We start from the raw sequence: 578 nt of genomic DNA, 5'->3' as shown, positions 1-578 counted from the left end.
AGTAGCGCGTCTCCGGCGCGTCGTAGAGCGCCAGATTGACCGCGATCGGCACCGACGCGTCCTTCAGCGTCAGGTGCGCCGGCTGGTCCTCCTCGTGGTTGGTGTTCGACAGGTACACCGAGGACAGACGGTCGAACGACACCACGCCATCCGGCTTGGGATAGGCGATCTTCGGCATCTCCGACGCCTTCTTCAGCGTCTCGTGGTCGCCATGCCGGTGGTGCAGGGTCCAGGGCGACTTGCCCTTGGTCGCCGTCTCGTAGGCCGCGTTGGCTAGCCCCGCCCACAGACCCTTCTGAAAGCCGGGGCGGATGTTGCGCACAGCAAACAGCTCCGACCACACCCAGGACGCCCTCAGCTTCTCCGGATAGGCCACCGCCTCGCGCGCCGGCGCTTCGGCCGACAGCAGCTCGTGCACCGCCTCGGCCGCCAGCATGCCCGACTTCATCGCGGTGTGGTTGCCCTTGATCTTGGGCACGTTGAGGAAGCCCGCCGCGTCGCCGACGATCAGACCGCCGGGGAAGGTCAACTTGGGGATCGACTTGAAGCCGCCTTCGTTGAGCGCACGCGCGCCGTAG

The 578-nt window shown here is 67.0% G+C and carries 1 protein-coding gene; it reads right to left on the bottom strand.

All coding sequences use genetic code 11. From position 1 onward, the window contains the following. Window positions 1-578: electron transfer flavoprotein-ubiquinone oxidoreductase (locus tag GBZ26_RS31085; RefSeq protein WP_174441849.1), on the bottom strand; the 578-nt coding region annotated here is incomplete at both ends.

It is taken from the genome of Azospirillum formosense, from assembly GCF_013340925.1.
Lineage (GTDB): Bacteria > Pseudomonadota > Alphaproteobacteria > Azospirillales > Azospirillaceae > Azospirillum > Azospirillum formosense.
Note: the sequence above shows the minus strand (reverse complement) of the source record. Positions and strands in the feature narration are given on the sequence as shown.